At 59.3% G+C, this 26,624-nt stretch carries 25 protein-coding genes and 1 pseudogene; 11 read left to right on the plus strand and 15 right to left on the minus strand.

The features are described 5' to 3' along the window. The first annotated feature begins 2 nt into the window (after positions 1 to 2). From ACN0SO_RS02265 to ACN0SO_RS02275, 3 genes and pseudogenes are all read left to right on the plus strand, one after another. Entirely contained in the window at positions 3 to 806 is an 804-nt protein-coding gene (locus ACN0SO_RS02265) for an IclR family transcriptional regulator (protein WP_417674094.1), read from the plus strand. Continuing rightward, positions 803 to 1,216 carry a PaaI family thioesterase gene (locus tag ACN0SO_RS02270; RefSeq protein ID WP_417674096.1) on the plus strand — a complete coding sequence of 138 codons (414 nt, stop codon included), beginning with the start codon at positions 803 to 805 and terminating at the stop codon, positions 1,214 to 1,216. The genes ACN0SO_RS02265 and ACN0SO_RS02270 overlap by 4 nt, the downstream gene beginning before the upstream one ends. 71 nt (positions 1,217 to 1,287) lie before the next feature. Continuing rightward, positions 1,288 to 1,392, plus strand: a pseudogene (locus tag ACN0SO_RS02275) (NAD(P)-dependent oxidoreductase); the annotation flags it as partial. A 4-nt stretch (positions 1,393 to 1,396) separates the two neighbouring features. Here ACN0SO_RS02275 and ACN0SO_RS02280 read toward each other — a convergent pair. The 15 genes from ACN0SO_RS02280 to ACN0SO_RS02350 form a co-directional block, all read right to left on the minus strand. Beyond that, on the minus strand, positions 1,397 to 2,182 hold the full coding sequence (locus ACN0SO_RS02280) for a hypothetical protein (RefSeq protein WP_417674098.1): 786 nt from the start codon (positions 2,180 to 2,182) through the stop codon (positions 1,397 to 1,399). A 138-nt stretch (positions 2,183 to 2,320) separates the two neighbouring features. After that, a complete protein-coding gene (locus ACN0SO_RS02285; RefSeq protein WP_417675023.1) occupies positions 2,321 to 3,094 on the minus strand; it encodes a transporter in 774 nt (257 codons plus the stop codon). 34 nt (positions 3,095 to 3,128) lie between these two features. Further along, on the minus strand, positions 3,129 to 5,081 hold the full coding sequence (locus ACN0SO_RS02290) for a multiheme c-type cytochrome (protein ID WP_417674100.1): 1,953 nt from the start codon (positions 5,079 to 5,081) through the stop codon (positions 3,129 to 3,131). A gap of 43 nt (positions 5,082 to 5,124) precedes the next feature. After that, positions 5,125 to 6,123, minus strand: coding sequence for an HAD family hydrolase (locus tag ACN0SO_RS02295; protein ID WP_417674102.1), 999 nt, complete (start codon positions 6,121 to 6,123; stop codon positions 5,125 to 5,127). Between the two features lie 351 nt (positions 6,124 to 6,474). After that, positions 6,475 to 7,269, minus strand: a complete 795-nt coding sequence (locus tag ACN0SO_RS02300; RefSeq protein ID WP_417674104.1) for an aldolase — start codon at positions 7,267 to 7,269, stop codon at positions 6,475 to 6,477. Between the two features lie 314 nt (positions 7,270 to 7,583). Continuing rightward, on the minus strand, positions 7,584 to 8,786 hold the full coding sequence (locus tag ACN0SO_RS02305) for a mandelate racemase/muconate lactonizing enzyme family protein (protein WP_417674106.1): 1,203 nt from the start codon (positions 8,784 to 8,786) through the stop codon (positions 7,584 to 7,586). Positions 8,787 to 9,048: 262 nt separating this feature from the next. Then, a complete protein-coding gene (locus tag ACN0SO_RS02310; protein WP_417674108.1) occupies positions 9,049 to 9,372 on the minus strand; it encodes an AzlD domain-containing protein in 324 nt (107 codons plus the stop codon). Further along, a complete protein-coding gene (locus ACN0SO_RS02315; RefSeq protein ID WP_417674110.1) occupies positions 9,369 to 10,085 on the minus strand; it encodes an AzlC family ABC transporter permease in 717 nt (238 codons plus the stop codon). Before ACN0SO_RS02315 ends, ACN0SO_RS02310 begins: the two co-directional genes overlap by 4 nt. Further along, positions 10,082 to 10,612 carry a hypothetical protein gene (locus ACN0SO_RS02320; protein WP_417674112.1) on the minus strand — a complete coding sequence of 177 codons (531 nt, stop codon included), beginning with the start codon at positions 10,610 to 10,612 and terminating at the stop codon, positions 10,082 to 10,084. Before ACN0SO_RS02320 ends, ACN0SO_RS02315 begins: the two co-directional genes overlap by 4 nt. A 16-nt stretch (positions 10,613 to 10,628) precedes the next feature. After that, a complete protein-coding gene (locus tag ACN0SO_RS02325) occupies positions 10,629 to 11,354 on the minus strand; it encodes an SDR family oxidoreductase (protein WP_417674114.1) in 726 nt (241 codons plus the stop codon). Beyond that, positions 11,351 to 12,238: an NAD(P)-dependent oxidoreductase gene (locus ACN0SO_RS02330; RefSeq protein WP_417674116.1), complete on the minus strand. Its 888-nt coding sequence runs from the start codon at positions 12,236 to 12,238 to the stop codon at positions 11,351 to 11,353. The genes ACN0SO_RS02325 and ACN0SO_RS02330 overlap by 4 nt, the downstream gene beginning before the upstream one ends. Further along, positions 12,235 to 13,092 carry a shikimate dehydrogenase family protein gene (locus ACN0SO_RS02335; protein ID WP_417674118.1) on the minus strand — a complete coding sequence of 286 codons (858 nt, stop codon included), beginning with the start codon at positions 13,090 to 13,092 and terminating at the stop codon, positions 12,235 to 12,237. The genes ACN0SO_RS02330 and ACN0SO_RS02335 overlap by 4 nt, the downstream gene beginning before the upstream one ends. Positions 13,093 to 13,394: 302 nt before the next feature. Next, positions 13,395 to 15,023, minus strand: coding sequence for a TRAP transporter large permease (locus tag ACN0SO_RS02340; RefSeq protein WP_417674120.1), 1,629 nt, complete (start codon positions 15,021 to 15,023; stop codon positions 13,395 to 13,397). 1 nt (position 15,024) lies between these two features. Continuing rightward, positions 15,025 to 15,837: a TRAP transporter small permease subunit gene (locus tag ACN0SO_RS02345; RefSeq protein WP_417674122.1), complete on the minus strand. Its 813-nt coding sequence runs from the start codon at positions 15,835 to 15,837 to the stop codon at positions 15,025 to 15,027. A gap of 101 nt (positions 15,838 to 15,938) precedes the next feature. Continuing rightward, positions 15,939 to 16,949 carry a TRAP transporter substrate-binding protein gene (locus ACN0SO_RS02350; RefSeq protein WP_417674124.1) on the minus strand — a complete coding sequence of 337 codons (1,011 nt, stop codon included), beginning with the start codon at positions 16,947 to 16,949 and terminating at the stop codon, positions 15,939 to 15,941. A 234-nt stretch (positions 16,950 to 17,183) separates the two neighbouring features. Here ACN0SO_RS02350 and ACN0SO_RS02355 point away from each other — a divergent pair, with 234 nt between their 5' ends. The 8 genes from ACN0SO_RS02355 (at position 17,184) to ACN0SO_RS02390 (ending at position 26,288) form a co-directional block, all read left to right on the plus strand. Beyond that, positions 17,184 to 17,867 (plus strand): GntR family transcriptional regulator, encoded by a 684-nt coding sequence (locus ACN0SO_RS02355; protein WP_417674126.1) that lies wholly within the window; start codon positions 17,184 to 17,186, stop codon positions 17,865 to 17,867. 565 nt (positions 17,868 to 18,432) lie between these two features. Next, on the plus strand, positions 18,433 to 19,818 hold the full coding sequence (locus tag ACN0SO_RS02360) for a sigma-54 interaction domain-containing protein (RefSeq protein WP_417674128.1): 1,386 nt from the start codon (positions 18,433 to 18,435) through the stop codon (positions 19,816 to 19,818). 192 nt (positions 19,819 to 20,010) lie between these two features. Then, on the plus strand, positions 20,011 to 21,594 hold the full coding sequence (locus ACN0SO_RS02365) for an ABC transporter substrate-binding protein (RefSeq protein WP_417674130.1): 1,584 nt from the start codon (positions 20,011 to 20,013) through the stop codon (positions 21,592 to 21,594). Between the two features lie 10 nt (positions 21,595 to 21,604). Beyond that, the gene (locus ACN0SO_RS02370; RefSeq protein WP_417674132.1) at positions 21,605 to 22,621 is read left to right on the plus strand and encodes an ABC transporter permease; all 1,017 of its coding nucleotides are present in this window, start codon (positions 21,605 to 21,607) and stop codon (positions 22,619 to 22,621) included. Next, positions 22,618 to 23,496 carry an ABC transporter permease gene (locus ACN0SO_RS02375; protein ID WP_417674134.1) on the plus strand — a complete coding sequence of 293 codons (879 nt, stop codon included), beginning with the start codon at positions 22,618 to 22,620 and terminating at the stop codon, positions 23,494 to 23,496. The genes ACN0SO_RS02370 and ACN0SO_RS02375 overlap by 4 nt, the downstream gene beginning before the upstream one ends. Beyond that, positions 23,493 to 24,482 carry an ABC transporter ATP-binding protein gene (locus ACN0SO_RS02380; RefSeq protein WP_417674136.1) on the plus strand — a complete coding sequence of 330 codons (990 nt, stop codon included), beginning with the start codon at positions 23,493 to 23,495 and terminating at the stop codon, positions 24,480 to 24,482. The genes ACN0SO_RS02375 and ACN0SO_RS02380 overlap by 4 nt, the downstream gene beginning before the upstream one ends. Position 24,483: 1 nt before the next feature. Then, positions 24,484 to 25,437, plus strand: a complete 954-nt coding sequence (locus ACN0SO_RS02385; RefSeq protein ID WP_417674138.1) for an oligopeptide/dipeptide ABC transporter ATP-binding protein — start codon at positions 24,484 to 24,486, stop codon at positions 25,435 to 25,437. Then, positions 25,434 to 26,288: a carbon-nitrogen hydrolase family protein gene (locus ACN0SO_RS02390; protein ID WP_417674140.1), complete on the plus strand. Its 855-nt coding sequence runs from the start codon at positions 25,434 to 25,436 to the stop codon at positions 26,286 to 26,288. Before ACN0SO_RS02385 ends, ACN0SO_RS02390 begins: the two co-directional genes overlap by 4 nt. Positions 26,289 to 26,624: the final 336 nt, after the last annotated feature.

A 26,624-nucleotide genomic window follows, 5' to 3' on the forward strand; every position in this document is an offset into this window, starting at 1 on the left:
TCATGAGCGACGTTTTGGAGGAAGAACAGGAGACCGACCGCAAGTTCGTGTCGGCCCTGGCTCGCGGCCTGGAGGTGCTGCGCTGTTTCCGTCCGGGAGAAGCGTCGCTTTCCAACAATGACATTTCGGAACGTACCGGTCTGCCCAAGCCGACGGTGACCCGACTGACCCATACGCTGCGCAAGCTCGGATATCTGGTGTATTCCGAAAAGACCGGCAATTACCAGCTGGGCTCCGGGGTTCTGTCGCTCGGTTATGGCGTGCTGTCGGGCATGGAAATGCGCGCGCGGGCCGCGGAATACATGGACGATCTGTGCTCGGGCCCCAACCCGCATGTCACGATCGCGCTGACCGAGCGCCATCGCCTGAGTGCCGTCTATGTCGACGTCAGGCGGTCCGACCAGACGGTTGCGCTCACCATGAACATCGGCGCGCGTCTGCCGCTGGCTTTTTCCGCCGTTGGCCGGGCGATCCTGACGGCCATGCCGGACGAGGAACGCGAACACATGCTGCACCTCATGGAGCAGGACAAGCCGGATAAGGTCGCGGAAATCCGGGAAGGTGTGGCCAAAGCCGTCAAACAGGTCGCCGAGCTCGGCTATTGCACCTCCTTCGGCGACTGGCGGCCCGAGGTCAACGGCATCGCTGCCCCGATTGTGTCTCCGGACGGAAGCCGGATCTTTGCCATCAATGTAGGCGGGCCGTCGTTCCTCGTGTCGCCGGAAGAACTGACGGAGCATTATGGCGACAGGCTCGTTGCCGCCTGCCGTGCGCTCAGCCTCAGCACGGACGGCAAACGCGTATGAACGATATTCCCGATCCGCTTGCCGCAGAGGAGCCCTATCCGCTGCAGCGTACACTCGGGTTCACGATCGCCGAGTGGGCCGAGAACTATGCCCGGATCGAACTGCCGATTGCCGACCATCTGATGAACCGCTACGGCATTCCCCATGGCGGCGTCTATGCGACGATCCTCGACACGGCCCTCGGTTTCTGCGGCTGCTATACAGGTTCTGGAGACGACAAGCGGATGGCGATGACGCTCTCCCTGAACGTCAATTACCTGTCACGCCCCAAGGGCAAACTGCTCATCTGCGAAGGCCGCAAGACCGGTGGCGGTCGGAAGACCTTTTTCGCCGACGGCATCCTGTTTGATGAAACCGGCGAAAAGATCGCCTCGGCCAGCGGCGTTTTCCGCTACCGGAGCAGCGCCTGACCTTATGACTGTCCATGGAATGACAGGTCTTTCCGGTCGTCCTTGGGAAATCAAGAAAGGCGGCTGATCGGCGCTGCAACGCCATTTGCCCCGGAACGGTGGACAGTCCCGGTCTTCATCAGCGGCTGCGCGACCCCGGCGACTACGAGGGCGTCCTGACCCAATTCATCGCCCGATGTTCTAGAACCGGAACCGCGCACCGACGACCGGGCCGTGGGTGTAAAAGTCGTCCAGCTTGGCCGTGTTGTCGAATTGCCATCTCATCGCCCGATAGCCGGCAAACAGGTCGAAGCTTTCGAAGGCATATCCTAAACCGCCGAAAGCCTGCCAGGTCACTTCAGATTGTCCGGTGCCGATATCGCCGAGATAGGTCAAGGCCCAGCGGTCGGACAGTTTGGTTTCCCCGCGCAGACCTATGACGCCGTCGATCACGCTTCCTTGGGAATTGGCGCTCGCACGGAAGCCACCAAGCGCGAAATCGAGATCGACATCCATCCAGAAATACCGGAAACCGCCGTACCCGCTGATCTTCGTGGTTGGGGTGTCGATCACCCGGTAGCCGAGAGCGTTGGTGGTGATGAAACCCTGTATCGTTGCATCGAGATTAAGCGTAACCGGGTTGCCGACAATGTTGCCGGTCGCGGAATCGGATCCTTGCAGGTTCAGGTAGATAAGATCGGAATAGATGCCGAACCGGCCTTTCTCGGCCGCAATGCTCGTCATGAGTGCGAAGCTGAGATCGTCGAGAACCTGGTGAAACGGCATCTCGAAGCTGTCGCCTGCCGCGGTCTTTCCGCCCATGGCGGCCATCCACAGATAGGGCGTAATCTTGAAGGACCATCTGTCCTCGATGATTTGCGAGGGCGCCGTCGCGGGATCCGGGACAAGATCGGCGGCCAGGGCCGGCGTCTGCAATCCGGTCAGCGCAAGAAAAGTCAATGTTTTTAACAGGTTCGACTTCGCCATAATCCCCTGCCCACCCCAAGTTCGAAGGTTCAAACTACGGTTGAATCACCATAGCACACCAGTTTCATTCGGTAGATACAAAAGGAATGTACCTATTTCCTGTCTTCCAGGCAGTCACCAATATTTTTCCGACTGAACTTATTTGGGAAACAGGAACGTGACCGCTGCCCGGGCGCCAAATCCATCCGGACCGTTCGCCGAACTGGCCGCATAGTAGCGTGCGCCCAGCTGAAAACTGATCGGTTGTTTGTCGATGGTGACGAGCTTGACAACCAGGGCGTTGATCGGAACGGACCAGTCGTTCGTGGTCCAGTCGTAGGTGGATTCCGAATTCAGCGTAAAGGTCCAGGCGTCCGATGTCGTGTAGGACAGGAACGGCTGCAGGAAGGTGGAATTGACATCCTTCGCCCCGTCCGGTCCGGCATAGGACCAGATATGGTTGGCCAGGCCGCCATAAGTCCAGGGACCGGACTGGCGCAACACGACACCGGTCGGACCGGCGCCCCATTTGTGGGTACTCAAAAGGGTTTCAGTGCCCGTGGGGAACAGCAGCGCCGGTCCAAGGCCCCAGATGATTCCGTTCGGGCCCGGGTTGGCCGGCGACAGGAACAGGCTTTGGGTCGTATCGCTGAGGCCGAATTGGGTCCCGGAATTCCCGGCAATGTCATTCTGCCAGACCACCGGGAGGATGGTCCGCGAGATCAGGTTCCAGTCCGCGTTGAGCGAGATCGGAATGACCGGTTGGATATTGAGCGTGACCTTGTCGCCGTCGCTTGGCCCGAAACCCTGGTCATAATTCCACTGGAACGGAACGCTGATCAGAGAGGCAACGGGATTGGACAGCTTCTTCGCCAGATCGACGTCGGCGCCGATGGCCGGTGTCATCAACAAGGGCAGAAGCGTGGCTGCCATAGCGAGAATGCGCTTTGGGGAACAGATCATTGTTTCACCCTCCAAGCTGCTGTTTGTATGCCTTGAGGTTGGTGTCATCTGGATTGGCGAGCAGCGCCTTTTGAAGGCTCAGCTGCGCGCCCGCCATGTCGCCGACCGCGAGCCGGATCCTGATTTGCATGATCCAGGCGTTGATCATCTGCGGGTCGAGGCGCGTGACCTCCTCGAAGGCCGCAAGTGCACCTTTCGCGTCGCGCATCACCAGAGCGGTTCCGCCGATGACGAGATGCGTTTCCGGAAAATCCGCCTTGTTGGCGAGCGACTGCTGCCATTCCTTTGTGGCTCTCGCCGCGGCGTCGCTCATGGCCTTCGGCATATAGGCAATCGGGGCGCCGAGCATCATGCGTGCCGCGGCCATTCGCACGGACCTGACGGGATCGCTCAGCGCAGGAATGATCCTTTGAACCCGTTCGGTCGGTTGCACGCCCTGTTGCAAGGCGATGGCGGCGGCCCTGACCATGGGATCGGGATCGTCGATCAGCGCGGCTGCCTTGTCGGTGATTTCAGGTGGCGTATTCGCGTGCAGCAGGTCCAGCGCCGATGCGCGGACGATTCCGGGAAAGTTTTTCTGCTGGGCGATGGCCATCAGCTCGTCGCCCATGGAACCGGGGGTCTGTCTGGCCGCCGCGAAAATTTCACCATAATGCGCGCCGCGGTGGCGGCTGTCGGGGAAACGCTTCTCCAGTTCCGCCGCTGCCCAGGAGGCGGATTTGTCCGCGTGACAATCGTTGCAGGCATTCGGCGTGCCGATCTTCGCCGTGAGATCGGGACGCGGAACACGGAAGGAGTGATCCCGGCGGCCGTCGATCCCCATATAGACCCGCTCGATCATATGACAGGACTTGCACTGGGCTCCCGCCGTCCCCGGTTCATGGAACGTATGGGAAGGATCGTCGTAGAGCTTCGCGGTCAGCGCCGGGAAATCGGGATTGGCGGCCGGAGAGTGACACTGGGTGCAGACCGCATTGCCTTCCGCTTTCAATTCGCCACTGTGGGGCTCATGGCAATTGGTGCAGCGGACGCCGTTGGCATACATCTTCGACTGCAGGAACGATCCGTAGACATAGACCTCGTCCAGAATCTGTCCGTCCGCATGATAGAGCCCTTGCCGTAGTGGCGACAGGCGATAGGCGTCATGATAGGGCGTACCCGGCAGCGGATTGCCGTCCTGAAACGCCTCGCGGCGCGAATGGCAGCCGGCGCATTGCTGAATTTCGGTTTCCGGCAGAGCTTTGGAATAGGCGATCAGGAGACCGGTTTCTCCCGTGCCGGAGAAGGGGCTTTTGGCAAAAGTGGCGGGGGATTGCGCCCATGCCGCATGGGCTTCTCCCGGACCATGGCAGGCCTCGCAGCCGACGCCGATTTCCGCCTCGGTGCTGCGGTAGCTGCGTGTAGCCGGACTGTAATTTTTTCGAAATCCTGTGGCGTGACACTCCGCGCAGCGGCCGTTCCAGTTCTTGTAGGGGCCGGTCCAGTGGAGGCCGTCATTCGGCGGCGGCGGATTATCCGCATAGAGGTGATACCAGACCTTCTTGTCCTGATCCCAGACGACATCGAAGGACTGCAGTTTTCCAGGTTCTGTCTCGACCAGATACTGCTGCAATGGCCGGATGCCGTCGACGCCGACGACCTTGAAGGTCTTCGGCTCGCCGGGCACGTCACTGGTCTCGATGAAATAGTCGCCGTCCTTGCGGTAAAATCGGGTCGTCTGTCCCTTGAAGGTGAACTCCGCGTTGTCGAAGTTTCCGTCGACGTGTTCCGGCGTCGGTGTCAGCCAGGCATGGGCATGATCGGAAACCTTCCAGTTCCTGGTCTCCGCTTCGTGGCAACCGGCACAGACCTCGGATCCCACGTATTTCGGAACCGGCGGCTGTCCGTCTTCCGCGGCAAGTGCGGCCCCTGTGGAGAGGAATAAAATCGCTGCGATCAAGGATCGGACTAAGTGCATACGCCGGTTCCGGTAAGTGGAACATCAGGACGCAGCGTCTCTCCTATTCCGGAAAGATCTGCTTCCAGTCGTTCTTCATGCTGATGATGTGCCGGCCCTCTTTCAAGGCGTCGTCCAGCCCCTTGTTCAGTGTGCCGATGTGGGTTTCCCGGTCGTAGGCATATTCGCGGTTCGCATCATCGTGATGGACGAACATACCGAGCCGCTTCCCGGGACCGGCGGTTGTCCATTGCAGCATCTGGTAGTCGCCGTCGGAATTGCCGAAGGCAGCGATGGGACGCTTGCCGATGTGGGTAAGTATGCCGACCGGTTTGCCTTCCTTGTCGTCGAGGAATGCAATCTTGGGAGTGCGCATCAGGCTCGGAATGCCGTCAATGACCTTGTATTCCGTAACGATGGAAGAGCCGACGACCTGTTCCGGCGGGATGCCGTAGATCTTCTCTGTCCACGGCCGCATGAACTCGATGCCGCCGCCGGAAACGATGTAGGTCTTGAAGCCGTTCGCGCGCAGATAGTCCATCAGCTCGAGCATCGGTTGATAGACGAGGCTGGTGTAGAGCTTGTCGAATTTCGGATGCTTCGCCGTCGAGATCCAGTCGCTGGTGATCTTTTCGAATTCCGCTGTGTTCATGCCGGCATGGGTAGCGCCGATGATTTCCATCAGCCCCTTCATCCCGGACTTGCCAAGCGCCTCCATGTCCCCTTCGAGCACCGACTGGAACGGATGGGTCGTCTTCCATTCCGGATGCTGCGGCGCCAGTGCCTTGACCCGATCGAGGGCAAAGGCAAGCTGCGTGTACATGGGATGTTCGACCCAGAGCGTGCCGTCATTGTCGAAAGTTGCCACGCGGTCGCCCGGAGTGACAAAGTCCGGGCCGTCCTGGCTGGTAACGGCTTCCACGAAAGAAACGATGGCCTGCTTGTTGGCGCCGTCATTCCAGGAGGGGAGCGGGTCGGATTGCGCCCCAGCGGAAACACTGACGGCAATGCTTGCCGACAGAGCCAGGACCGGCATCAGCAATATTCGGATAGTCGTTTTCATGACGCGTCTTCCCCGATCGGATGGCAGCTTTGCCGCGGCTGTTCGATATCCGGAGCCTCACCGGTCAAATGGGTTGCGTGTATCACAATAGCCGATATTGAGTTGAAATACATTCCTCCTTGAAGGAGCCTTTCGGCCTTCTGCGATCCGAATGACCCGGATCGGGTTACCGGGAATGGCCGGCCGGTGACCTGCTTAAAACTGACTTGTCTTAGCGATATCCGCGGACAGGCGTGTGAACAGGTGCGCACGGGTACGAACGTGTATCAATGCAACCGGTCCAATGCCGTTTTCCGATGCCGCTTGGCCGTAAGCAGGCGGCCAAGTCCTTTGGGCCTCGAAGGCTGGTGTTCAGTCAGCGTAGCCGGGCGAACGGCTGTCGAGCATGCGCTTGATGCTTTCCAGATGGAGGGCCGCACTTGCCGGATCGCCTTCGCGTATCTGGCGGGCCGTGATCCTGGCCACGTCTTCCGGCACAGGCTGCAGGGGGCGGCCGGTGCTCATTGCCCTGAGCTGTACGTCCGCCGCACGCTCCAGGTAATAGAGATCGTCCCAGGCTTCGGCGATGGTCGGTGCGCAGACCATGACGCCGTGGTTCTTCATGAACAGGATGTCGTTGCCGCCGAGGACCGAGGCGATCCGGTCGCCTTCCCGGTTGTCCAGCGCAAGGCCGTTGTAGTTTTCATCGACGGCCGTGCGCCCGTAGAATTTCAACGCCGACTGGCCTGCCCAAACCAGCGGGTCGCCTTCCACCATGGTAAGCGCGGTCGCATTCGGCATGTGGGTGTGAAAGGCGGCTCCGATGCGCGGTTCCATCTTGTGCAGGCGCGCGTGGATATAGAAGGCGGTGGCCTCCGGCTCGCCGTCTCCGCAGACCACATGGCCGTCGAAATCGCAGATCAGCAGGCTGGACGCGGTCGCCTCGTGAAACGACCAGCCGAGCCGGTTGACCAGAAACAGGTCCGGATGACCGGGAACGACCGCGGAAAAATGGTTGCAGATGCCTTCTTCCAGCCCGAGGAGGGCCGCCATACGCAGGCACGCTGCGAGGTCAATTCGCGCCTGACGGATTTCGTCCGTGTCCAGATCGATATTTCTGGCAAGAGCCTGGGCGGTGTTGCCCGCGGGCGTCATTTGATGGGCCATTGAAAGATCCTCTGTTCCTGGAACCGGCGACAACTGTCCGCTGGACGTATGGAGGCCTCGGCCCCGGAGTTGAGGAAGTACGATTGCATCAGGTGAAATGGCAGGCAAGGGGGTCGGTCGGACTATGCCGTTGCTGTTTAAAAGGCTGGTCACCGGAAACGATTGCGTTCGCATCAAGAACAGCTCGGCACAGGAACCCAAAACGAAGAAGGACATGGCTTAGAATTTGACCGAAGCCAAAGACCCGAAACATACCTGAAAGGCCGGCAAGTCTTTATGGAAATCCCGGGGCACTCCTTAGAGGAAGTCAACACTTAGAGATCTTTCGCACTGCTGGTCTGAGAGATAACGGTGTAGTGCTTGTCCAGATCCGGAGCCAATTCGAGGCCAAGCCCAGGCCCGGGCGGCACAGTGATCATCCCGTTTTCGACTTCGGGAAGGGCCGTGACAAGATCCCGGTACCAGGTCCGGTAGAATGCCCGCACACTTTCTTGAATGATTGCATTGGGCGCGGCCAGGGACAGATGGGTCGAGGCGGCCAGGACCACCGGGCCGGTGCAGTCATGCGGTGCGATGGGAAGTTTCTCGGCTTCGGCAAGAGCCGCGACCTTGCGCGCCGTCGTGATCCCGCCACACCAGCTGAGATCCAGCATGACGACGCCGGCAGCCCCGGTTGCGATCAGATCGCGGAAGGCGCCGATGCCACCGAGTGTCTCGGAGGCGGAAACCGGTGCGGGTGACACGTTTGCGTAGCGTCTGAGCAGGTCCAGACTGTCGAGCCGGATCGGATCCTCGTGCCAGTAGGTCGCAAAAGGAGTCAGAGCCTTCGCGATCTTCATCGCCGGCAGCAACTGCCACATCGAGTGAAACTCGACCATGATATCCATCTTGTCGCCAACGGCGGCACGGATCTTTTCAAAAGGCACAAGGGCTGCCTTCAGATCCTCGGCCGAGATGTCACGGCCTTGCGTCTTTTCCGCCGCCATGTCGAAGGGCCAGATCTTCATCGCGGTTATCCCATCCTCAAGAAGGGACTGCGCCAGTTCGTCAGCCCGGTTCAGGAACCCGTCCAGGTCATCGTAATCGCCTCCGGTGCCAAGACCGTAGTTGCCGCTCTGCTGACCGGTCTCCTCCTTTATGTAGTCCGTGCCCGCGCAGGTGTTGTAGGTGCGGATTGCCGTGCGTGTAAAGCCGCCCAGAAGCTGGGCGATCGGTTGCCCTGTGGCCTTGCCGGCGAGGTCCCACAGCGCGATATCGAAGGCCGAGTTCCCCCGGGTTTCGGCTCCCGAAGACCGCCACCCGAGGTAGCCTTCGGCCCGTTGCGAGAGATACTCGATCCTGAGCGGGTCTTCGCCGATCATCAACGGCGCCAGGGTCTCGTGAACATGGGCCTCGACCGTCCGCGCGCCGTAGAAGGTTTCCCCGAGACCGGTGATGCCTTCGTCGGTGTGGACGAGCAGCCAGAGAAGGTTCGGGCGCTCGGCGATGCGAATGGTTTCAAGGGCGGTTATCTTCATTTCGGATCCTGGACAGGTGATGGGAACGCGTGGATGGGTGGAAGCCCTCCGAAACCGCCGTGGTCATCGCAAGGCAAATTGGAACCGTGGATTCCGCACAGGCGAAAAGCGCTCTCATGTCGTTCACTTCCCCGTTCGAACAGGATCATTCTAGCCTGTCGGCTGCGGCCTTTTGCAGGCCGTTTGTGCTTCCGGGAAACGGTATGATTTTCCATCAAGGAAATCTCCCGGAGATTTGACGAACACAGGCGCGAACGGCCTCTCAGAGCCCGAGTGCCTGCAAGAGGTAGAGACTGCCCATCCCGGTGAAAATCGCACCGAGGACGGAAAATCGCATTCCGACAACGAAGGCGGCCGCTGCTGCGATCAGGCGCGCCGGATCGACCTGTCCGCCGGTCGCCTCGGGCCAGAGGACCAGCGGTGTAATCATGGCCGGGAAAACGGCGGCGCCGACATATTTCAGATGCATGAGCAGCCACTGCGGCAAGGTGCGTCCACCCAAAAGGCCGAGAAAGGAAAACCGGATCAGATAGGTTCCGATCCCAAGGCCCGCGGTCAAAAGCCAGAAAGCGCGATCGTCGATCATGCCGCTGCCTTCCGGTCTGCACGGCGGCGCATGTAAAGCTCCGTCTGAACGCCCGCAACCATGGCACACAGGGTTGCAACGAGAAGGCCAAGGCTCCAGGGCAGGCCGGAAAAGACCAGCATGGCTGCAACGGACGTCAGCGCCGCCACCACATGCGGCAGGCTCCGAAGGCCCGGCGCGACGAGTGCGATGAAACAGACGGGTACGGCGAAATCGATCGAAAGCGACGCCGGGATTGCCTGGCCCAGGATGGCGCCTGCCAAAGTGCCGCCATACCAGAACGGGCAGATCAGCATCATGCAGCCGAAGTAATAAGCCACCCTTGCCGCCGGTGAGAGAGGCGGCGGGCTTTCATAACGTTTCACTGCCACTGCGAAGGCCTGATCGACCATCAGATAGGCCATGAGCGCCCGGACCCCGAGACGTGCATGGCCAAGATGCGGCACAAGCGCCGCGGAATAGATTGCCATCCGCAGGTTGACGACGAGGGCCGTCAACAGGGCGACGAAGACGGGGGCATCTTCCTTCAAAAGCGTGAGTGCCGTGAATTGCGATGCACCGGCGATCACCAGAACCGACATCGACATGGTTCGAAAGACATCGAGACCTGCGTCCCGCGCGACGACGCCGAACATCATCGAATAGGGGATGACGATCAGGATGAACGGCGCGCAGTCTGCAAAACCCCGCCAGAAGGCTGCGCGTGACGTCATTTGACGTTCTCCGAACGCACCAGCAAGCGGATGTAGGTCAGTCCCGCAGCTGCTGCCTCACAGCGTTTCTTCTGCAGGAGCCGGTCTTCCTCTGCCGCCTGATAAAGGGCCGAAAGTTCGTCCAGCCGGTCGCACTGCAGCAGATTGGACAGGAGGTCGTAACGGCTTTCGATATTGGCAATGGAAGCGACCTTGGGCTCCGCGGTCTTTGCCAGTGCGTCCAGCCGTTCCGCGATGCGGAGATCCCAGCTCTTTCGCGTGTTTACGAAACAGAGCGTGGCAAGTGCTTTCGAATTGGGAGGAAAAGCCAGGCAGGGAGCATGCAAATCCGCCAGGCAGTCGCCTGGCGGGCGTTGTGCCTCGACTGCCGAAGAAACGCAGCTTTCGGTTCCGGACAGATCCGCTCCGGCATTCGCATCGGAAGCCGCAACCGGATTGACGGCGGCAAGGGCAAAACCGAATGCCCAGCAGACGACATAAGCCGCGATCCGGTACGCGCGTGGGAATGAATGCGAGGCTGCCGCCATGAAGGTTTGCTCCGTGTCAGCCAGCTGCCCAGCCACCATCGATCACATGAGCCTGACCGGTGGTGAAGCCGGATTCATCGGAGCCGAGGTAGAGCGCGAGCGCTGCGACTTCCTCAGGTGTTCCGATCCGTCCCATGGGCTGGCGGGCGATGAAGGCGGCGCGGGCGGTTTCATAATCGCCCATGGCGCGGAGCCTGTTCTGCAGCGACGGGCTTTCGACCGTGCCGGGGCAGATGCAGTTGCAGCGGATCCCCTTGGTCACGTAGTCGATCGCAACCGATTTCGTCATGCCGATCACGGCTGCCTTGGACATGCCGTAGATGAACCGGTTTGGCGCCGCGATGATCGAGGAAGCGACGGAGGAGATGTTCACGATGGATCCGTGTCCGCGTTCCATCATGCCCGGCAGAGCCGCCTGCATCGCATGAAACTGCGAGCGGACGTTGAGGTTCATCGCAACGTCGAAATCCGCATCGGTCGCTTCGGTAATGGTGCCCGCGTGGACAAAGCCCGCGCAGTTGACGAGGATATCAGCCTTGGCGCTTTCCACCGCCGCCTGAAGGGCCTCCTTGTCGGTTACGTCGAGTGCAAAGGCCTCGGCGGTGCCGAGGCCGGCCAAAAGGTCACTCTTCAGGTCCGTCGCCACGACATGGGCGCCTTCCGCAGAGAAGCGTTCGGCGATGGCGCGTCCAATACCCTGACCCGCCGCGGTTACAAACGCGCGTTTTCCTTGAAGTCTCATTTCCTGTCCAGGCTCCCAGCCAGATAATCGACGATTTCGGGAACCATGCGATCTCCCCAACCGGCGCCGAGTGCTTCCTTCAGTGTGCCGGCCGCAGCCGAGCTCATGCGCGAATTCGCGCCAAGTCCTTCCGCCATCTGACGATAATAGCCGACGTCTTTGGATGCATTGTCCAGCGAGAAGGCAAGGTCGATTTGTCCTTCCATGGCGAAGTTCTTGACGAAGTCCATCATGCCGGAATGAAGCGGACCGGCAGACATCACCTGATAGAGCTTGTCGCGCGGGACGCCGGCGCGATCGGCCATCGCAAAGGCTTCGGCCATGGCGCAAGCCGTGGTCATTGCGAAGAAGTTGTTGATGAGCTTGATCGTATGGCCGGTGCCGAGAGGACCGAGGTGGAAGACGTTTTCGCCCAAATCATCGAGCACCGGCTTGACCTTCCGGTAGGCAGCCTCATCGCCCGAGCACATGATATTCAGAAGGCCATCCTTGGCATGGGCCGGGGTCCTTCCGAGCGGCGCGTCGAGATAAAGGACGCCCTTCGCGGCCATGTCAGCGCCTATTTTCTGCGTCGAGCCGGGCAGGGAGGTGCCGAAGTCGATGACGATCGAGCCCTCCTTTACACCGGCAAGGACACCATCCTCTCCGTAGACCCGGGATTCGACGCTGGCGGATGTGTCCATGCAGAACATGACGATATCCGAAGCGGCGGCCAGTTCAGCCGAGGTCTTGGCCTCCGTGGCACCACGCGCCACGGCGTCGTCGATGGCCTTGCGGGAGCGGTTGGCAATTACCGTGAGTTCATACCCGAGGCTTTGCAGACGCTCGACCATCGCGGCGCCCATCAGACCCAAGCCGATGAAGCCGATCCGTGGTTTAGTCATGATTTGAACTCCATTCGTGGTTTTAGATCGTCCAGTTGCGGAATCATCTGTTCCGCATCCGGTGTGAGGCCGGTGTAGGCTTCGAAGGTCTTCAGGGCCATGTGCTTGAAGAGGCTGAAACCGGTGATGGTTTTGGCGCCGGCAGCGCGGCTATCCAGAATGAATTGCGTTTCTGTCGGTGTGTAGATCGCATCGAAGACCCACCCCGGTCTGCCGGGTATGGGGGAGGGAAAGGCCGAACCCGGATACTCGGCCGTTCCGATGGGCGTCGCATTCACCAGTCCGTCGAAATCGCGGATGACGTCCGTGGATTCCGCAAGTGAACAGGTCCGCGCAGACGGGCCGATCGATTTGGCGAGCTCACTGGCGCGCTCGAGAGCGGCGTCAAAGATAACGATTTCGGTCGCGCCGAGCCGGGCAAGCGCATGGCCCAAAGCGCGTCCGACACCGCCAGCGCCAGCCAGAGCCACGCGCCCCGGAGCGATGCTGCCCATCTCCGACTGCCAGGCAGAGAGAAAGCCGGTATAATCGGTATTCGTGCCAACAGTGGCCTGACCGAAGACGACCATGTTGACGGAACCCACCTTCGCCACGTCATCGGTCTGGTTGCCGTTCAGCCATTCAAAGGTGCCGATCTTGTGCGGATGGGTGACGCTCACGCCATTCCAGCCCTTGTCGCGGCAGGCGGCGAGGCAGGCGGAAAGGTCGAAATCGACGTCCGCCGCCGTATCTATCAGCTCAAATTCAAGAGCCAATCCGGCATTGACGCACAGGAGGGACAGCGCAGCAGGCAGGCGCGTCCTTGAAATATGGGCACCGATCAATCCGCCGCGTAAAGTGTTCGCTTCTTTCATCACGTCACCGTGCCGATCTGCGACAGCAGGATTTCGTGGTTGCCGCGTCCCTGAAGGCCCTGCCGTTTTTTTCGCAGTTCGCCAAGCGCATCCGCATCCTGCAGGACTTGTAGCTGCACGGAACCACCGTCCGTGCTCCTGCCTTGCCTGGGGCAGGTTCCCCGGTCGCGGTTGCGATGGTGTCAGCCGTGGAATGTGGAACAGTTATCATTGTTGTACTTGTGGGACGGAAGGCCAAAGTGTCGTTAAGGTCCCGAGGGCGGCCTGGTTTCGCCGCCCCCCCCGGAACAAGGTCAGGATTGCTACAGGAACAGCGTCACGATCGGTGGCCAGAAAAGCAGAACCGACAGTGCCAGAAGCTGTATTGCGATGAACGGCAGGAAGCCCTTGAAGATGTCTGTCAGCGTGATATGCGCCGGTGCGACAGACTTGAGGTAGAACGCCGCCGGGCCGAAGGGCGGCGACAGGAAGCTCACCTGCATGTTCATGCAGAAGACCACGCCGAACCAGATGGCGACGTACTTTGGTTCAAGCCCACCCAGGAAGCCCAGCTCCGCCGCCGGCAGCTTCACCACAATGGGCAGGAAGACCGGCATGATCAGAAGCACGATACCTACCCAATCCATGAACATGCCCATGATCAGGAAGATCGCCATCATCATCAGGATAACCCCCATGGTGGGGAGTTCGGATCCGACGATGAGGTTTGCCACGTATGCCGGCCCGCCTGCGAGCGTATAGGCGCCGGCAAGTGCGGCGGCGCCGATGGTGACCCAGATGATGGTGCCGGTGGAACGCAGCGTGCGAATGATGCTCTCCCAGATGATGTCCGGGGTCATTTCGCGGCGGATGAGCCCGATGACGAATACCGCGATCACACCCATTCCGGCAGCCTCGGTGATACCCGTGATGCCGCCGTAGATCGAGCCAAGCACCACGCCGATCACTACGGTCGGAGCAATCAGGCCGCGGCCGAGATGCCAGCCGCGGGACGTGCGTTCCCGGCCGATGGCGAAGAAGATAAGGGCCGCGGCGATGACGGCGGCGCCCAGGATGTAGGGGATGTCGGAAACCATGCCGAGCGGGATCGGATCGACACCTTCCGTGATCCGGTTTGCGCCGGTTAAGGTGAAGAAGAGGGCGCGAACCAGCAGCACGCCGGTGACCCACAAAGTAAGGCGGGCAAGAAAGCCTGCAAACATCAATGCCTTTTCGCTGCCGGGCGGGTCGTCGGGGTCAGCTTCCGGGAGCGGTGCCAGGCTGGGGTTCAGGCGGGTCCGGATAAAAATGTAGACGATGAAGAACGACGCCAGCATGAACCCGGGCAGGAAAGACGCCGTAAAGAGCGATTTGATCGAGGTTTCCGTCACGAGCCCATACATGATCAGCACGATGGAAGGAGGGATCATCGTGCCGAGCGTGCCGGAGGCACAGATCGTCCCAATGGCCAGGTTCTGGTTGTAACCGAGGCGCAGCATTTGCGGCAGGGCGATCAGACCGAGAAGCACGACCTCGCCGCCGATGATGCCGGACATGGCCGCCATCAGCACCGCCATGATTGCGGTGACGAAGGCGATGCCGCCGCGGGTGCGGGACAGCCAGACATTCAGCGAGGAATACATGTCGCGCGCAATGCCGGAGCGTTCGAGAAGCGCGGCCATGAAAATGAAGAGCGGCACCGATATCAGCACATAGTTCGTCATTTGACGGTAAATCGCCTGTGCCAGCACGTTCAGCGGACCGCGGCCGAAGTGGCCGAAGAGCAGTTCGGGGCCGAATTTCATGACGAGCGTGGCGACCGCCAGAAAGGCGGAGGCAAAGCCGAGCGGCATGCCTATCGCCAGAAGAAAGAACATCGCGATCAGCAGGATCATGCTGAGAGTGCCGATATCTGAAACCTTCATCCAGGAGAAGAACTCGAGAAATTCCATGTCAGTTCTTCTCCCCCAGCGTGCTGCGGATTTTCTCGATTTCGACGTCGTCGATTTCGTCGGCCGGCGAATGGTGCTCCGGGGCTTTGTTCCAGTCGGCGATGAGATTGGAGAGCGCCTGAACGGCGACCAGTGAAATGATGACGAGGATCCCCGTCTTCAGCGTGGCCGGAAGGGGCGGATCCCAGGCGGTTCCGAATTTTTCCCAGCGCATCAGCTTCGCAGAGGCTTCGTTGTATCCACCCCAGACGAGGGCAATGGTGAAGCACCAGATCAGAACGACCGAGATGATATCAGAAGTCTTTTGTGCCCAGCGGGGCAGGATGTCGTAAATAATGTAAATTCGGATATGACTGCGCTGCTGCATCGCGTAGAGGCCGGCGAGCAGAAACGTGAATCCGGCAACCCAGAGCGAAAGTTCGTTCGCCCAAAGGGTGGGTTTTTCAAAAACGTAGCGCGCCACAACTTCGTACATCATCACCAGGACGATGAAGACGATGGCGATCATGCCGACCCGGCCCAGGATCAGCGAAAACCAGTCGAAGAAACCGTCAGGCCGGGGCTCGATGACGCCGATGTTGTCCGAAAGGTAGAGCGAGGAGAAGAGGACGGAGCAGAAGAAAGACCAGAGGATCACATAAGCCGACAGATTGCCCTCCGGCCGCAGCATCTCCTGCATTCCGATAGTCCAGCCGAGTGCAAGATTGGCGAACATCACCCAGAGATAACAAGCGGCCAGGGCGGCTACTGATACATACATGGCCCATTTGATCGGCCTTCGCAGCGAGCCCAGCCATACCCCTTCCCGTTCCATAAACATCCCCCTCCCGGAATGGCACCTTGATCCGGCAAGGTGCAGAAGCCGGCGAGCCCCTGATTGGGACCCGCCGGTGTTTCTTCAAGCCTGTGGGGTGATCAGTCGATCCAGCCCTGAGACTTCAGGTAGTCGGTATGGCTTGCAACCAGAGCCTTGGCTTCGTCGGTGGTGGCGAACTCCGGCCAGGTGGATACTGCAGCGGCACGGAATGCCGCGCGGGATTCCGGGTTGAGGTCATGCAGTTGTACGCCTGCTGCGCGCAGTTCGGCGGCGGCCTTGTTGTTTTCGAATTCGGCCGTCAGAGCCTGCTGGAGCGCGAGCTTCTGCATCGCCGTGTCGATGATGCGGCGGTGATGCTCGGGCATGTTGTCCCAAACGTCCTTGTTGCAGGCCAGATGATCCGAAGGCATCGAATGGAAGCCCGGATATGTGGCGTGCTTGACGATGTCATAGAGGCCCATGCCCTTGTTGTTGGCAAGGATCGAAGCGTCGGCACCATCGATGATGCCGGACTCAAGCGCGGTGAAGATTTCGGTGAAGTCCATCACGACCGGCTTGGCGCCGAGTTTTTCGAAAATCTTGGTTTCCATCCCCGGAGGAGAACGGAATTTCCAGTCCTTGAAGTCCGCGACATTTTCGATCGGCTTCGAGGAGGCAAAGGACTCCTGACCGACGACCCACCAGCCGACAAGCTGCATGCCATATTCATTGTACAGCTTCTGGGCAGCGTCGTAGCCGCCGCCCTTGTAGAGCCAGCCAAGTTGCTGATAGGGCGTGTCGTAGCCGCCCATGATGTCGCCGACGAACTGGAAAGCCGGGTTTTTGCCGGTCTGGTAGGCGCCGCCGGTCATGTCACACTCAAGGATGCCGTTGGCCGCAGCGTCGAAGGTTTCAACCGAGGCGACGACCGAGGACGAATAGAACATCTCGATCGTGATTTCGCCGTTCGACATTACCTGAACGTCGTCAATAAACTGCGCTGCATTCTTTCCCGATATCGTTTCCGGACCGTAGTGCGTCTGGATTCGGAGGTGGGTACTCTGAGCCGCCGCCGGGATTGCCATCAGGGCAGTGATCGCGACTGACGATATAATCGATTTAAATTGCATGTCTTTTCCTCCCTAGTCAGCCCTCAAAGGGCCGTTGGTATGGTCCTGGCTGCGGTTATCTGCTCCGCTTTGGTATACCAATCCCAAAACCAAGCTAACGAAAGCGGCCTCGACAATCAACGGATTTTGGTATACCAAATTTTGAATTCTTTCGTCTCTCCCGGAAGTGAAGATCTACCCCCAGTTTGAAAAGGGCTGGGTTGGGCCGGATATTGGCCGCGTCGGAGTATTTTTATGTCGGAACCAAACTTGGCAGATGAAATCGCCGTGCGTCTTCGCAGGGATATTCTTCGTGGCAAGCTGCCGCCCGACGCACCTATAAAGGAGAGGGACAACGCCTCGGAGCTGGGCGTCAGCCGGACACCGATGCGCGAGGCAATTCGGATGTTGGCGAAAGAAGGACTGGTTATCCTGCGCCCGTCGCGCAGTCCCATCGTCGCCCGGCCCAGCTTCAAGGAGATCTCCGATCAGGTCGCCGTGCTTCTGGTACTTGAGAAACTCTCGGCCGAGCTGGCTTGCGTGAATGCCACAGAGACAGATCTGGAGGAGCTTCGGGCGATCAACCAGCGCATGTCGGATTGTTACGACCAGGCTGATCCGCTCGATCTGTTCGAGATCGATATGGGCTTTCACACTGCGATTGCGAAGGCTTCGCACAACACGTCTCTTGCCGAAACGCACCGGGCTTATCTCGCGCGCTTGTGGCGGGCGAGGTTCCTTGCCGCCAGCCAGAAGCGGAACAGGGCCCGGGTGGTTGGCGAGCACAGGGTCATACTCGACGCGCTCGAGGCGCACGATGTCGAAGCCGTCCGAGCAGGAATCGACTGGCACCTCGGGCATCTGGCCGATGATATTCGGCCCATTATCGAAGACGAGCAGCGCAGGCATGGAATGTGGGCCGATAACGACCCGGGCTAGCAATGAGCGCGCGGGATCGAAGTCAAACCCGTGGGGGGCAACCGGGTAGTCAAGCCTGGCAGCGGAAAACCGGCAAAAGTAAAATTAAGCACGTCTTCTTTCGAATGACGCGGTTCGCAGCAGGCGGATATCTGGGAGATGCAATCTCACTGGCATTTTCGAGCTTAAAGACCGGACAGCCCTGAACGCCGGCTCTGCTCGCGGGCGCGGGCGGATACGGCAAACCATCTGGCCTCGGATTTATCGAACTATGTCTCTGGGAAAATCATCTATGCCAATGGCGGCATGATTTCAGTGCTTTGACCTCTCTCCGTGCTAGCCGAATGTGCTTTACGCGATCCGGGTTTTTCTTTTCCAATTCTACTAGGCAACATCCGAAAACGCGCGCCGCCTTACGGTCGCCGATGGTTCCTTTGTCGGAATCATTGGCGGCGTTGCAGGGCGCAGGTAATCGAGATCCGATTTGGGGGGGGGCAGGGTTACCCAGGCGGATGGGGTTCTCTGATCGTCCGAAAGGTGGTTTATTTAGATCTGAATATATTCAGATATGAATATCGAGGGAGCCATGGACGCCGGTTTTGCTATTCCGAAGGAAATTGAAAGCATTCTCAACGCCATGACGGATGGGGTCTGGGTCTGCGATAACACGCCCAAGCTTATCTGGATCAATCGCGCGTGCGAGGCGCTGAACGACATCCGCCGGGAGGAGGTCCTGGGCCGCCGTGTGGCTGAGTTGCGGGAAAATCGTAATTTTGACCATGATGTCACTTCGCTCGTTATGAAGCGGAAGGAATCCGTGGTCATAAATCAGAAGGTTCGGTCGGGGCGGACCTTGCTCGTTAACGGCGTGCCCGTCTTCGATGAGGCCGGCGAGATTGCCTATGTCGTTGGAACCGAGCGCGATCTGACCGAGTTGAATGAGCTTCGCTCTGAGCTAAACGAGACCAAAGAACTCACCAAAAAGATCAACAGAGAGCTGCTGGCGCTCAATATCAAGGAGCTTCGCCCGTCAGGCGTCGTCGTCAGCAGCGAGGCGATGGAGCGGGTTCTGGACACCGCCCTGAAGGTCGCGGGCTTTGATAGCGCCGTCTTGTTGTCCGGCCCGTCTGGAACGGGGAAGAGTCTGATCGCCAAACTCATTCACCAGGCATCGCCGCGTAGGAGCAAGCCTTTCATGTCGCTCAACGCCGGTGCCATTCCGCCGACGCTGATCGAAGCAGAGCTGTTCGGCTATGCCGGAGGCGCCTTTACGGGGGCGGCCAAGGAAGGAAAGCCTGGTCTTTTACAGGCAGCAGACGGCGGCACGCTCTTTCTTGATGAAGTTGGCGAACTTCCGCCGGAAGTTCAGGTCAAGCTGCTTACGTTCCTCGATACCCAGCGTTTCATCCCGGTCGGAGATACGAAGGTGCGTTCGGTCGATGTCCGCCTGATTACGGCGACCAATCGCGACCTTGCCGCGATGGTTGGCGAAGGGACTTTCCGTGAGGATCTGTGGTTCCGTCTCAATGTCGTGCCGCTCGCCATCCCTCCGCTTAAAGAGCGCCGCGACGACATAGCACCCCTGGTTCATAGCTATCTCGCCGACCTGTCAAAAAAGCACGGCGTATCCAAAACAATATCGCGGCACGCCCTCAACCTGCTTCACAAGTATGATTTTTCGGGCAACGTGCGGGAGCTTTTCAACATCCTGGAACGCAGCTTTGTGCTCAGCGAAGGCATGTCCATCGATCAGGGCGATCTTCCGGCCGAACTTCAGGCGTTGACCGGAATGGCAGACGGATACGGCGGAAGCTTGAAGGATGCCCTCGAGAATTTTGAAGGCGATTTTGTACGCTCTGCCGCCGCAAAATGCAGCCGTCAGGTCGATCTGGCGGCACGATTGGGTGTTTCCCAGCCGAGCGTTGTTCGTTTGCTGAAAAAACATCGGGCGAGTCTATCCAAATCTGAATAAATTTCTCGGAAATATTCAAATGTGAATTTCGAGAAGTGAAGCGCCTCAGAAATAAGATAATAATATCAACATGATAGATTTATTTGTTGATTGGCATTGTTTTTGCGAATGACCGGCGGTCGCATAAGAAACGCCGTAGCGAGGCCGGGCATTCAGTCCGATGCGACTAACACTCAGACGGGAGGTCTGTTCATGTTGAAACGTTCGATGAGCCGCCGATTGTTCACCGCAGCGATGATCACGTCGGCGGTCCTGTTTGGCGCTGCGGTCCCGCAGGCGGTCAAGGCGGAAGCCAACAACACCCTGACCTATGCGGCTTATGGCGACATCAAGGACTGGGATCCTTCGATCGCCTTTTCGCTGGAAGTGATCATGTTGGCGAACGTCTATGAACCTTTGGTGTGGTTCAATCCGCCTGGTTCCGACAAACCGCTGCGACCCGGTCTGGCTGAAAGCTGGGAAGCTAGCGATGATGGCTTGACGTGGACCTTCCATCTTCGCCAAGGCGTGAAGTTCCATGACGGCTCCGACTTCGACGCGGAGGCTGCAAAGGCTTCCATCGAGCGCACCATGAACATGAAGCAGGGCGCTTATTATATCTGGTCGCCGGTTTCCAAGATCGAGGCGGCGGACAAATACACGCTGAAGATCACGACCAAGGATCCCGCGCCGATCGACAGGATCGCTTCCTCGCAGTACGGCGCCTACATGATTTCCCCCAAGGCGATCGCAATGGGCGAAGAGGGAACCGTCTGGTTCAATGAAGGTCATGACGCCGGAACGGGTCCCTACAAGGTCCGCCAGTGGGAAAAGGACCAGCACGTCGTACTTGAAAAGGCTGATAATTATTGGGGCGGCTGGAAGGCCGGTGACTTCGACCGCGTCATCCTGAAGGTCGTCAAGGAAAGCGCGACGCAGATACAGATGCTGAAGAGCGGCGAGGCCGATTACGTCTCCCTGGTTCCGGCAGATGCGATGAATGCCCTCTCTAAGGATCCGAAGATTTCGGTAGGGTTGGCCGATTCCTGGAAGAACTCCCAGTTCCTGATCAACGTCAAAAAGGCTCCGACAGACAACCTGAAATTCCGGCAGGCACTGACGCATCTGTGGGACTACAGGTCGGTCGTGGATGGCGTATATGCAGGATCGGCAAGCGTCGCGACCGGTCCGCTGCCTAGCACGATGTGGGGGCACAATCCTTCGATCGAAACGCCCAAGTTCGATATTGAACTTGCCAAAAAGCTGATCGAGGAATCGGGGGTGCCGGAGGCTGACCGCAAGGTAACAATCGCCTATATCGGGACCTCCGAGGAGTATAAGAACGCCGCGCTTCTGTTCCAGGCCAACGCTGCCAAGGCGGGGGTCGATGTCGAACTGCTTCCAGGGCCTTGGGGAACCATCTGGGACCGCGCCAAGAACCTCGAAACCGCTCCAAACCTGCAATCCATGACCTGGTGGCCGACCTACCCGACGCCGAGCGACTGGCTGATCGGCCTATTCCGGTCTGAGGATAAGGCGCTCTTCAACCTGTCGCACTACTCCAATCCGGACTTCGACAAGACCGTGGACGAGGCGGCCGCCCTGGAAGGCTACGCACCGGAAAAGGCTCTCCAGAAGTATTATAAAGCGCAGGAGATCCTGATGAACGATGCACCCGCGATCTTCTACGCCGACATTCGCACGCGGATAGCATCCAGCGCGAACATCAGGGGATTTGTCGCAAATCCGGCCTACAATGCGGTCTTTTTCAAGCAGCTTTCTCGCGCCGCCGACTGAGATGGCATTCATGATCCGTTACGCTGTAGGTCGCATCGGAATGTTGGTGGGGATCCTTTTCGGGGTCCTCACCCTCACTTTCGTGATCGAACGGGTTCTGCCGGGGTCGCCGGTTGAGATGATGCTCGGTCCGAAGCCGACGCAGGAACAGATCGAGTTGGCCCGCAAGGCGCTGGGTCTCGATCGTTCAATGCCGGAGCAGTTCTTAATCTACCTGAACGACATACTTCACGGCGATCTCGGCACCAGCCTGTTGACGTCGCGCCCTGTGACGGAAGAGCTGGCTACGCGACTGCCCGCGACGTTCGAACTCGTGTTTCTTGCCATGGGGCTTTCGATACTGATCGGTCTGCCACTCGGCGTTCTCTCCGCCGTCAAGCAGGACAGCGTCATTGATCATGCCGCCAGAAGCAGCGCCATTGCGGGTGTCGCCCTGCCGATTTTCTTCACCGGCATGATCTTGCAGATGGTTTTCTACGGCAGCCTCGGAATCCTTCCCCTGCAGGGGCGGATCGGGTCGGAAATCCTGTTGGATCATCCGTTCCGGCATGTAACGGGCTTCTATCTCATCGACACGCTACTCGCCGGCAATACTACGGCTTTCAAGAGCGCATTGGCCCATCTCGTCCTGCCGACCGCGACGATCACCATTGCCTCGCTGGCAACGGTCACAAGGATTGCCCGCGGAACCATGATCGAGGCGCTTGCGGAAGATCATATCCGAACGCTTCAGGCCTATGGAGTAGCCCCCCGGCGCATCCAGTACCGTTACGCCTTGAAGACCGCGCTGGTTCCCATGTTGACGGTGATTGGGCTCACCTTCGGCCTATTGCTCGGTGGCTCGGTCGTGGTGGAATACATCTTCGATTGGCCGGGACTTGGCGGATTTGCAGTCAAGGCCATCATCAACAATGACTTCCCGGCAGTGATCGGCGTCACCATGTTCCTCGCCAGCTCATATCTGTTGGTGAACCTGGCCGTTGATCTTCTCTATTTTGCCGTCGATCCGAGGATGTCCAGGTCATGAGCGATATCCTGGAAAGCAAATCCTTGGCAGAACCAACGAAACGGATGCGGGTCGCCCATTTCGTAAAACGCAATCCACCCTTTGCGATAGGCCTTGTTGTTATCGTGGTGATGGCGCTTGCAGCGATTTTCGCGCCATGGGTCGCACCATATGACCCCTCCGCCATAGATTTCTCGTCGAAGCTTGTCGCTCCCGAAGTCGCACATCCCTTCGGCACGGACGATCTCGGGCGGGATATTTTAAGTCGCGTCATCTACGGCGGGCGCACATCGCTTTCCATCGGACTTGCAGTGGTTGCCATTTCGCTTCTGCTGGGTCTTCCCGCGGGAGTAGTGGCCGGCTACTACGGCGGGAGGCTCGACGCTCTGATTATGCGCATATGTGACGTCTTTCTCGCCTTTCCGCCACTCCTGCTGCCGATCGCCTTGGTGGCAGCCATGGGGCCGAGCCTTTTCAACGCCATGCTTGCTGTCGCTATCTCATGGTTCCCGTGGTACGCGCGCATCGTCAGGGCAAGCGTTATGACCGTACGCGGCGAGCTTTACATCGATGCGGCCCGAGCAATGGGTGTTCGCGATAGCGTCATCATGCTGCGTCATGCCTTACCCAATGCCACAACTCCGGTGCTCGTGCAGGCGTCGTTGGATTTCGGATACGCCATCCTTGCCACCGCTTCCCTCAGCTTTATCGGCGTCGGTGCCAAGCCGCCAACAATAGAGTGGGGATTGATGGTCTCGCTATCGCGATCCAAATTTCTCGATTTCTGGTGGACAGCCGCCTTTCCGGGACTTGCCGTTTTCCTGGCTGTACTGGCGATCAACCTCGTCGGCGACGGTTTGCGCGACCTTCTGGATCCGAAGCGGAGGCAGATATGAGCGAGCCGATCCTCTCTTTGCGCGATCTGAACGTTCGCTTCCCAATGCTTGGCCGAACGGTCGAAGCCGTCTCGGGTTGTTCGCTCGAACTCAACGAAGGGGAAATGCTGGGCGTCGTCGGTGAAAGCGGCTCCGGCAAGTCGATCACGGCCCTGGCTGCGATAGGGCTCGTGCCGCCGCCTGGCGAGGTGAGTGGCGATATCCGCGTTGCCGGACAGGCCCTTGCGTCTCTGGACGAGAAGCAGCTTCGGCGCATGCGCGGAAGCAAGGTCGCCATGATTTTCCAGAATCCCATGACGGCGCTCAGCCCTTTCTTCACCATTGGCCGGCAGATGACGGACATTGTCCGGCTGCACCGGGACGGGCGGGATAGAGATATCAGGCAGATCGCGCTTTCCACACTAGCGCGGGTTGGATTGCCCGACCCGGAGCTTCAGTTCTCGAAATGGCCTCATCAGCTTTCAGGCGGGCAGATGCAGCGGGTGATGATCGCGATCGGCCTTGCCTGCAATCCGCGAGTGCTGATCGCCGATGAGCCAACGACCGCGCTCGATGTCACCATCCAGGCACAGATCGTTCTGCTTCTGCGTCGCCTGGTCGAGGAGGAGGGCCTGTCCGTCCTGTTCATCAGTCACGACCTTGGACTTGTTTCCGCCGTCTGCGACAGGGTGGCCGTCATGTATGCGGGAAGTGTGGTTGAAACCGGTCCAGCCGAAGAAGTTTTCCGCGCGCCGCGCCACCCCTACACCCGCCGGTTACTGCAATCGGTCGAAGGTCTTCTGACGCGGAAGGGGAAGCTGGAAACAATGCCGGGCAAGGTTCCTGATCTGGCCGCGCCGCCTCCAGGGTGCCGGTTCCACCCTCGTTGCGACCGTGCCGACTCACGATGTGCGTCGGTCCGTCCCGAGATGGAGACCCACGACTTGGTTAGAACGGCTTGCCACCATCCTCTTGCCACGCCGGATGTCGGCATGAGCGGGGGCTGACATGGACACTCTCTTGAAAGCGGACGGACTCAAGAAGTCATTCGAGACGCGTCACGGTGTCGTGCAAGCCATTCGTGGGGTCGACTTCACGATCCGGACAGGCCGGACCACGGCTATCGTCGGCGAAAGCGGGTGTGGCAAGACCACGGTACTAAGAATGCTGCTCGGTCTGCTGTCTGCGGACGAAGGTACGGTCGCCTATCAGGGGCGCCCGGTCGACCGCGCCAGCGGCATCGATCTCAGGGCATTCAGGAGCGAAGTCGGCGTCGTCTTCCAGAATCCCTATTCGTCTTTGGATCCGCGCATGCGTGTGCGTGATATCATTGCCGAACCGATGCGGGCCGCGGGCTGGAACGGTGCGGATATCCGCCATCGGGTCGGGGAGTTGCTCGGAGCCGTGGGCCTTGTCGCGGAACATGCAAGCCGCTTTCCGCACGAATTTTCAGGCGGGCAGCGGCAGCGCATCGCCATTGCCCGCGCATTGGCTCTGGAACCGAAGCTCCTTCTTCTTGACGAGCCGACTTCGGCCCTCGATGTGTCCGTGCAGGCGCAGATCCTGAACCTGCTTTCGGATCTGCAGTCCCGTCTTGGCCTGACATACCTCCTCATCACCCACGATCTCGCGGTGGTCGAGCATATGGCGGACGACATTCTTGTCATGTACATGGGCCAGATTGTGGAAGACGGTCCGGTTGAAGAGGTCTTCCGTGTTCCGTCCCATCCCTATACCGCCGCCCTGATTGGAGCCATTCCGCGCGTCAGCGGATTGGGCCGACCGGTTCTCCGTGCGCTGGAGGGGGATATCCCGAGCCCGCTCGCCCTGCCGGCCGGTTGTGCCTTTGCATCCCGCTGTCCAGACGTCCGTAGCGACTGCTCGGCCTCCGAACCCGATTTAACTGAAGGCAATGCACGCAAAACGCGTTGTTTCCATCCTCTTGGGGAACCAGAAAGATGACCGTATTTTCTATCGCCTGTATTCAGACCGATTATGGCCTTGGCGACAATGTGGAAGCTATGACCCGTGACCTCGGCAAGGTCATGCGGCGCTATCCGTGGGTTGAAATGGTCATGTTCCCGGAGCTGGCGGCTTTCGGCCCGAATAGCGATAATGCACAGGTTATGCCTGGCTCAGCGGAGGCGCACTTCTGCGCGCTTGCCGCGAAATACGCCATCTGGCTCTTGCCGGGTTCAATGTATGAGCTGTCCGGCAGGGACATCTATAATACGGCGAGCGTCATCAACCCGCAGGGCGAAGTGGTTGGCCGTTACAGGAAGATGTATCCGTTCGCTCCCTATGAGCAGGGCATATCCTCTGGACAGGAGTTCCTCGTTTTCGACGTGCCCGACGTCGGTCGTTTCGGCGTCTCCATCTGCTATGACATGTGGTTCCCGGAGACGACCCGGGCACTGGCATGGCTCGGCGCGGAGGTCATCCTGCATCCGACCCTGACCAACACGATCGACCGGGATTCGGAATTGGCTATCGCGCGGGCGAGTGCGATCACGAACCAGTGCTATTTCCTGGACGTCAATTGCGGCGGCGACCTTGGCTATGGCAAATCCATTCTGCTTGGCCCCGAAGGCGACATTCTCCATCAGGCCGACCGCGCCGGGGAATTCATGCCCGTGGATCTCGACCTGGAACGTGTGCGCAGGGTGCGGAATAAGGGGCACCTTAACCTGGGGCAATTGCTCAAGAGCTTCCGGGACGGCGAGATCGACTATCCGCAATACCGGAGAGGCGCACGCTCTCCTGTCCTCGACAATCTGGGCCCCCTGGCATTGACCTGCCGCGAGGGACGCTGAGAGAGTTTCTTGGTTCCAAACAGTTGGTAGTGAATCCGGCCGCTCCTCGGAGCGGCCGCGATCGTTTCGTGTCGGATTGCCTTCGTCCGGGAAACCGACGCGCTGGCCAGTGCGATCGCGGATTCGGGAAAGGCGACGTCCCCCTTTACTGCCCGTTTGGTGGCTACCGCCTTCAGCATCTGCCCCGCCTTCGTCATGCAGCTATGCGATGACGGTGTTTCTTTATTCACATCAATCAATAATGGAAGAGTTGGCTCGTGGTTCTGGAACCTCAGCCAAATGAAACAAGTTATTGATACTAAGTCATAAAATACCGTGCAGGATGCCCAGTGAAAC

It is taken from the genome of Roseibium sp., from assembly GCF_048260565.1.
In the GTDB taxonomy this organism is placed as follows: domain Bacteria; phylum Pseudomonadota; class Alphaproteobacteria; order Rhizobiales; family Stappiaceae; genus Roseibium.

Coding starts and splice junctions, on each gene's coding strand:
- ACN0SO_RS02265 (WP_417674094.1), top strand. CDS start 3: ATGAGCGACGTTTTGGAGGAAGAACAGGAGACCGACCGCAAGTTCGTG.
- ACN0SO_RS02270 (WP_417674096.1), top strand. CDS start 803: ATGAACGATATTCCCGATCCGCTTGCCGCAGAGGAGCCCTATCCGCTG.
- ACN0SO_RS02280 (WP_417674098.1), bottom strand. CDS start 2,182: ATGGCGAAGTCGAACCTGTTAAAAACATTGACTTTTCTTGCGCTGACC.
- ACN0SO_RS02285 (WP_417675023.1), bottom strand. CDS start 3,094: ATGGCAGCCACGCTTCTGCCCTTGTTGATGACACCGGCCATCGGCGCC.
- ACN0SO_RS02290 (WP_417674100.1), bottom strand. CDS start 5,081: ATGCACTTAGTCCGATCCTTGATCGCAGCGATTTTATTCCTCTCCACA.
- ACN0SO_RS02295 (WP_417674102.1), bottom strand. CDS start 6,123: ATGAAAACGACTATCCGAATATTGCTGATGCCGGTCCTGGCTCTGTCG.
- ACN0SO_RS02300 (WP_417674104.1), bottom strand. CDS start 7,269: ATGGCCCATCAAATGACGCCCGCGGGCAACACCGCCCAGGCTCTTGCC.
- ACN0SO_RS02305 (WP_417674106.1), bottom strand. CDS start 8,786: ATGAAGATAACCGCCCTTGAAACCATTCGCATCGCCGAGCGCCCGAAC.
- ACN0SO_RS02310 (WP_417674108.1), bottom strand. CDS start 9,372: ATGATCGACGATCGCGCTTTCTGGCTTTTGACCGCGGGCCTTGGGATC.
- ACN0SO_RS02315 (WP_417674110.1), bottom strand. CDS start 10,085: ATGACGTCACGCGCAGCCTTCTGGCGGGGTTTTGCAGACTGCGCGCCG.
- ACN0SO_RS02320 (WP_417674112.1), bottom strand. CDS start 10,612: ATGGCGGCAGCCTCGCATTCATTCCCACGCGCGTACCGGATCGCGGCT.
- ACN0SO_RS02325 (WP_417674114.1), bottom strand. CDS start 11,354: ATGAGACTTCAAGGAAAACGCGCGTTTGTAACCGCGGCGGGTCAGGGT.
- ACN0SO_RS02330 (WP_417674116.1), bottom strand. CDS start 12,238: ATGACTAAACCACGGATCGGCTTCATCGGCTTGGGTCTGATGGGCGCC.
- ACN0SO_RS02335 (WP_417674118.1), bottom strand. CDS start 13,092: ATGAAAGAAGCGAACACTTTACGCGGCGGATTGATCGGTGCCCATATT.
- ACN0SO_RS02340 (WP_417674120.1), bottom strand. CDS start 15,023: ATGGAATTTCTCGAGTTCTTCTCCTGGATGAAGGTTTCAGATATCGGC.
- ACN0SO_RS02345 (WP_417674122.1), bottom strand. CDS start 15,837: ATGGAACGGGAAGGGGTATGGCTGGGCTCGCTGCGAAGGCCGATCAAA.
- ACN0SO_RS02350 (WP_417674124.1), bottom strand. CDS start 16,949: ATGCAATTTAAATCGATTATATCGTCAGTCGCGATCACTGCCCTGATG.
- ACN0SO_RS02355 (WP_417674126.1), top strand. CDS start 17,184: ATGTCGGAACCAAACTTGGCAGATGAAATCGCCGTGCGTCTTCGCAGG.
- ACN0SO_RS02360 (WP_417674128.1), top strand. CDS start 18,433: ATGGACGCCGGTTTTGCTATTCCGAAGGAAATTGAAAGCATTCTCAAC.
- ACN0SO_RS02365 (WP_417674130.1), top strand. CDS start 20,011: ATGTTGAAACGTTCGATGAGCCGCCGATTGTTCACCGCAGCGATGATC.
- ACN0SO_RS02370 (WP_417674132.1), top strand. CDS start 21,605: ATGATCCGTTACGCTGTAGGTCGCATCGGAATGTTGGTGGGGATCCTT.
- ACN0SO_RS02375 (WP_417674134.1), top strand. CDS start 22,618: ATGAGCGATATCCTGGAAAGCAAATCCTTGGCAGAACCAACGAAACGG.
- ACN0SO_RS02380 (WP_417674136.1), top strand. CDS start 23,493: ATGAGCGAGCCGATCCTCTCTTTGCGCGATCTGAACGTTCGCTTCCCA.
- ACN0SO_RS02385 (WP_417674138.1), top strand. CDS start 24,484: ATGGACACTCTCTTGAAAGCGGACGGACTCAAGAAGTCATTCGAGACG.
- ACN0SO_RS02390 (WP_417674140.1), top strand. CDS start 25,434: ATGACCGTATTTTCTATCGCCTGTATTCAGACCGATTATGGCCTTGGC.